The organism is Rhodococcus sp. (in: high G+C Gram-positive bacteria) (assembly GCF_049286785.1).
Classification (GTDB): domain Bacteria; phylum Actinomycetota; class Actinomycetes; order Mycobacteriales; family Mycobacteriaceae; genus Rhodococcus_F.
Genome location: NZ_JBAQEO010000608.1, coordinates 1 through 5,747, shown reverse-complemented (window position 1 = coordinate 5,747; position 5,747 = coordinate 1). Strand labels below are relative to the sequence as shown.

Below are 5,747 nucleotides of genomic sequence, written 5' to 3'. Positions count from 1 at the left end.
CCTCGGAGCCGGGCGTTTTCGTCACCGGCAGGCTCTCCCCGGTGACCATGGACTCGTCGACCTCGGAATTGCCGTCCTCGACGATGCCGTCGACCGGGATCTTCGCGCCCGGCCGAACGAGCAGCAGATCCCCGGTCTGAACCTCGGCGGTGGGGATCTCGACCGGTTCGCCGCCGCGCAGCACCACCGCCCTCGGCGGAGCGAGCTCGAGCAAGGTGCGGATCGCATCGTTTGCCCCGCCGCGGGCACGCATCTCGAACCAGTGCCCGAGCAGCACGAACGTGGTCAGCATCGTGGCTGCCTCGTAGAACACATCCCCGCCGCCGGTCAGGGTCACCCCGACGCTGTAGAGCCAGCCGGCCCCGACCGCGACGGCGACGAGCACCATCATGTCCAGGGTGCGCGCCTTCAGCGCCCGGTAGGCGCCGTCGAAGAAGATCCACGCCGAGTAGAAGATCACCGGCAGGCTCAGAAACAGCGTGAACACGTCGTCGCGCAGGCCGAACGGGGCCGGCACCATGAACCCGAACATGTCGCGGCCCATCGGGGACCACAGCATGATCGGGATCGACAACACCAGCGCCACCAGGAAACGGTTGCGCATGTCCCGGACCATGGCGTCCATCGACATCCCGGCATGTCCGCCGCCGTGGCCCATCATCTCCTGTGGTGACCGCCCCGCAGGCACCCCGGGCTCGGCGGGAATTTCGCCGCGCGCGGCGGCCGGCTCGGACATCGGATCGCACACATGATCGGGTACCGAGCGCCCGGCGCAGTGATAACCGCAGTCACGCACCCACTTCGACAGTTCGATCACCGACGTCCGCGCCGGGTCGTACGTGACGGTGGCCGTCTGATTGACGGCATTCGCCTCGACGGAGGTGACACCCGGTCGCCGGCCCAGGGTGGCCTCGACGGTCGCCGTCGAGCTCGCCCAGTGCACTCCGCCGACTTCGAGCACCGTGGTTCTGTTCATCGCACTGGCACCTCTTCGTTGTGGCGCACCGAGTCCCGGCGCCCCGCTCGGTATGACTGCCTTCTTCCGGTACGAATGCGGCCCGTGCACCCCTTACCGTCGTCTAGCGTGCAGGAGTCAATGTCGTTGTCCCCCCATCGAAAACATCATCACAGCCATCATCCCCAGACACGCCAGCACGAACACCAGGCTCCCAATTCCCACCGTTCCGCTGGCGATCAGCGCGACGGCGACAACCAGCATCGGAATGCAGCAGGCGATCATCATCCAACGGTGACGACTGTGACCACCGGCGCCCTGATAGTCGGGGTCGCTGTTGCCGCCGATGTGGGGCTCACGGCGTTCTTCGTTCGTCATGGTGTTCCGCCCTTCAAACGAGGCCGGTATATGGCCCGGCCTCCGATACAGCAGGCAATGACCGGTCGAATCAGTCACCGCCAGAACCAGTCCGGCGGCAATGAGCAACACGGCCGACACCGCCGACCAGAGCGAGGCTCCGCCCGCGATGACCATGAGACCGCCGACCACGCCGATCACGATCCGGGCGTTCCGCTCGGCCGGGGTTACGTTGACACCCCACCTCTGCTCCCTCGCTTTCCGCCGCAACCGGTTTCACCGTGATCGCACCTGCCCGAACATGTCCTACATTACCCCCACCGGGTATGCTCTGGTTTAGCGATTTGATGAAGATTCGATGAAGAAGCCGCCCGCGGAAGCCGGGCGGTGACCCCCTTCGGCCTGCTGATCTCGTGTTTTCGCAGCCGATGACACAAGCACCTTTACTGCTACCCCCTAGGGGTATATGTTGGGTTTCATGCTCACCGGAGCGTGGGCGAGAAAGGTGGAGATCGATGACTGTCACCACATACAAGGTCGAGGGCATGACGTGCGGGCACTGCGTGTCGACGGTGGAGGCTGCGGTGGGCGCGGTCCCCGGGGTGACCGGGGTGGAGGTCGATCTGGCGGCGGGAACGGTGACCAGCGTCGGTGTGCCGACCGACGGCGCTGTCGTACAGGCCATCTCCGACGCCGGGTACGACGCCGTGGCGGCGGAGCATGACACTGTGGTCGGTACCGCCCTGACCTTGGTCGGCGATGCCGGCGGGTGCTGTTGCGGCTGAGCCCGCAATCGGCCCGGCCGTGTATGCCACGAGCCGTGGGCCGAGGGGTCGACCGCACGGTGGGCACCTCGTTCGAGCGCAGTGCGGCGGCGGGGTGCGCATGGGCGGTATCTGGTGAGCGCCGGATACCGCCTGGTTTGAGGCTACCCCCTAGGGGTATTTTGAGAGAGATACGAGTGGCAAGGGGATGGGCACATGACGACCCACATGACCGAGTCCGGTGATCGAGAACATGATCTCGAGTTGTCGATCGGGGGAATGACGTGCGCGTCGTGTGCGGCGCGGATCGAGAAGAAGCTCAACCGGATGGACGGGGTCACCGCGACCGTCAACTACGCGACCGAGAAGGCCAAGGTCACCTTCGCCGACCGGGTCTCTCCCGAAGATCTGGTGGCGACGGTGGAGGCGACCGGATACACCGCCACCCTCCCCGTTTCCCCTGCGGACGCCGCAGGGGCGACGACTGCGGCCCCCGCGGAACCGGACGAGGCGGCGCCCTGGCGGCAGCGGCTGATCGTCTCGACGGTGTTGACCGTGCCGGTCGTGCTGTTGTCGATGATCCCGGCGCTCCAATTCGACAACTGGCAGTGGCTGACGCTGACCCTGGCCTCACCGGTGGTGGTGTGGGGTGCGTTGCCGTTCCACCGCGCCGCCTGGGCGAATCTGCGGCACGGCGCCGCTACAATGGACACCCTCATCTCCGTCGGTGTCACCGCCGCCTACCTGTGGTCGCTGTGGGCGCTGTTCTTCACCCACGCCGGCATGACCGGCATGCGGATGAATTTCGACCTGCTGACCACCGGCAGCACCGAACCGCACATCTACCTCGAGGTCGCCTCCGCGGTGACCGCCTTCATCCTCGCCGGCCGCTACTTCGAGGCCCGCGCGAAACGGCAGTCCGGGGCCGCGCTGCGCGCCCTGCTCGACATGGGCGCCAAGGACGTCGCCGTGCTCCGCGGGGGATCCGGGATCCGCATCCCGATCAGCCAACTCGCCGTCGGCGATGTGTTCGTCGTCCGCCCCGGCGAGAAGATCGCCACCGACGGGATCGTCACCGCCGGCACCTCCGCGGTCGACGCATCCATGCTCACCGGCGAACCGGTCCCCGTCGAGGTTGGGCCCGGCGAGAGCGTCGTCGGCGCCACCGTCAACGCCGGTGGGCGAATCCTCGTCCGCGCCACCCGCATCGGCGCCGACACCCAACTCGCGCAGATGGCGCGGCTGGTGACCGAGGCACAGAACGGGAAGGCGCAGGTGCAACGGCTCGCCGACCGGGTCTCCGCGGTGTTCGTGCCCATCGTCATCGGGCTTGCACTGCTGACCCTCGCGGTATGGCTGCTGACCGGGAACACTGTGACGGCGGCGTTCACCGCCGCGGTCGCGGTGCTGATCATTGCGTGCCCGTGCGCGCTGGGGTTGGCGACGCCGACCGCGCTGCTCGTCGGCACCGGCCGCGGCGCCCAGCTCGGTATCTTGATCAAGGGCCCACAGATCCTCGAATCGACCCGCCGCGTCGACACGATCGTCCTGGACAAGACGGGCACCATCACCACCGGCCGGATGGCCGTCGCCTCGGTGCACGCCGCCGAGGGGGTGTCCGACACCGAGGTCCTGCATCTGGCGGGTGCTCTCGAGCATGCCTCCGAACACCCCATCGCCCGTGCAGTCGCCGCGCGCGCCGCCGAGGTCGGCCCGTTACCGGCGGTCGAGGGCTTCGAAAACCACGGCGGCCGTGGGGTGGCCGGTGTCGTCGAGGGTCACGCCGTGCTGGCCGGGCGGTACAGCTGGCTGCGCGAGCAGTGGGCGCTCACCGCCCCAGGCTCGCTGCAGCTCGTTGTCGACGAGGCCGAAACGCAGGGACGCACCCCGGTGTGGATTGCGTGGGACGGGGCGATCCGCGCGGTGATCGTCGTCTCCGACACCGTCAAGGACACCTCCGCGGCGGCGATCGGTGAACTACGCGAGCTCGGCCTCTCGCCCGTGCTGCTCACCGGGGACAATCACCGCGCCGCGCAGAGCGTCGCGAACCAGGTCGGGATCGACCAGGTGATCTCCGAGGTCCTGCCCGCGGACAAGGTCGACGTGATCAAGAACCTGCAGGACCAGGGGCGGGTGGTGGCGATGGTCGGCGACGGCGTCAACGACGCGGCCGCCCTCGCCCAGGCCGACCTCGGTCTGGCGATGGGCACCGGCACCGACGTCGCGATCGAGGCCTCGGACCTGACCCTGGTGCGCGGTGACCTTCGGGCCGCCCCGGACGCGATCCGTCTGGCGCGGGCCACCCTGCGCACGATCAAGGGCAATCTGTTCTGGGCGTTCGCCTACAACGTGGCGGCCCTGCCGCTGGCGGCGCTGGGCCTACTCAACCCGCTGATCGCCGGGGCCGCAATGGCCTTCAGCTCGGTGTTCGTGGTGAGCAACAGCCTGCGGCTGCGCCGATTCACCCCCACCCGGTAACAGCACCCACCGCCGATCACATCCCCAACCGGGGATGCACGGGGCTGGCGGGGGTGCGGCGGAACAGCCACCCGGCCAACGCGGTGAGCGCGAGCAGCCACGCCAACGCCCCGAGCAGCGGGCCGACCGCGTCGAACCGGGCGGTCAACCCGCCGTCGAGCAGCACCCGCATCGCCCCGTACCCCGGTAGGCCACGTGCCCAGGTCGCCGGTTCGGGTCGCAGCATCGGACTCTGGCCGATGCCGATATCGAGGAACGGCACCAGAAAGGCGATGAACACCCCACCCACACGCCCGAAGATCGGGCCCAGGCAGAACCCGAGCAGCCCGTACGTCACGGCCATCAGCACGTTTCCGGCGCCGTAGACACCCCACTGCCGGGCATCGAACACCGCGGCGGTCACCATCAACGACGAGAGGCTCACCAGGGCGGCGGCGCATCCGATCATCGTCAAACGCACCGCCAGCAGCAGGGGGAAGGGAAAGCCGGCCAGGGTGAGTCGCTGATCGCCCGCCCGGGCATCGAGCCCGATGAACAGCCCGGCCAACGCCGCCAGCGACGAGACCGCGATCGGGGTCATCGTCCCGGCATGCACATCCGGCAACCAGAACACCTCCATCACCGCCCGGCCGCCCTCGACCAGGGAGAACACACCGGACTCCTGCGCGGTCATCGCCTTCGCCAGCACGATGAACACGATCGGCACCACCACCAGCAGCACCCACAGCACCGGGTTGCGGCGGTACTCCCGCAGTCCCATCCGCAGTCCGGCCGAAAACTGACCCCACCCGGATCCAACTGTGGGGCGCCGCCGCGACCGCCAGGACACACCGACGGTGGCGGTGATGACGAGGGTGCTGACGATCAGCGCCGCGAACATCCACACCAGTGCCCAGCCCAGGTCCCCTATCCGGCCACCGTGACGGGACGGAACATCCACCATCCATAGCGTCACGAAATGTGTTGGGAACCAACGGTTTTCGATGCGATCGGGTGATCCGACGGCGGGTCCGAAGAACACGTCCAGAATCCAGACGAACAGGATGAGGACCGTGCCGTTGACGGGGTTACGCACCACCGCCCCCACCAGCGCGCCGATCGCCAGATAGATCACCGCGAACATCAGCGTGCCGGCGATTGCCCGAGCGGGATGGTCGATGCCGGTCCGCGCGGCCAAGGCGAGCAGCGCCGCC

General features: G+C 68.2%; 5 protein-coding genes. 2 read left to right on the top strand and 3 right to left on the bottom strand.

Annotation, left to right across the window (positions count from 1 at the left end; translation table 11 throughout):
* Both WAW17_RS22180 and WAW17_RS22175 read right to left on the bottom strand, forming a co-directional pair.
* Positions 1–976 (bottom strand): heavy metal translocating P-type ATPase (locus WAW17_RS22180; RefSeq protein ID WP_422335068.1); only part of this gene is annotated, 976 nt, incomplete at its 3' end.
* Between the two features lie 117 nt (positions 977–1,093).
* Positions 1,094–1,582, bottom strand: a complete 489-nt coding sequence (locus tag WAW17_RS22175; RefSeq protein ID WP_422335067.1) for a YgaP family membrane protein — start codon at positions 1,580–1,582, stop codon at positions 1,094–1,096.
* 245 nt (positions 1,583–1,827) lie between these two features.
* On the opposite strand from WAW17_RS22175, the gene WAW17_RS22170 reads away from it, so the two are divergent.
* The gene (locus tag WAW17_RS22170) at positions 1,828–2,097 is read left to right on the top strand and encodes a heavy-metal-associated domain-containing protein (protein ID WP_422335066.1); all 270 of its coding nucleotides are present in this window, start codon (positions 1,828–1,830) and stop codon (positions 2,095–2,097) included.
* 195 nt (positions 2,098–2,292) lie between these two features.
* Entirely contained in the window at positions 2,293–4,554 is a 2,262-nt protein-coding gene (locus tag WAW17_RS22165; protein ID WP_422335065.1) for a heavy metal translocating P-type ATPase, read from the top strand.
* Positions 4,555–4,570: 16 nt separating this feature from the next.
* Here WAW17_RS22165 and WAW17_RS22160 read toward each other — a convergent pair.
* Positions 4,571–5,747, bottom strand: a 1,177-nt coding sequence (locus WAW17_RS22160) for an ABC transporter permease (RefSeq protein WP_422335064.1), incomplete at its 5' end; no start/stop codon positions are given.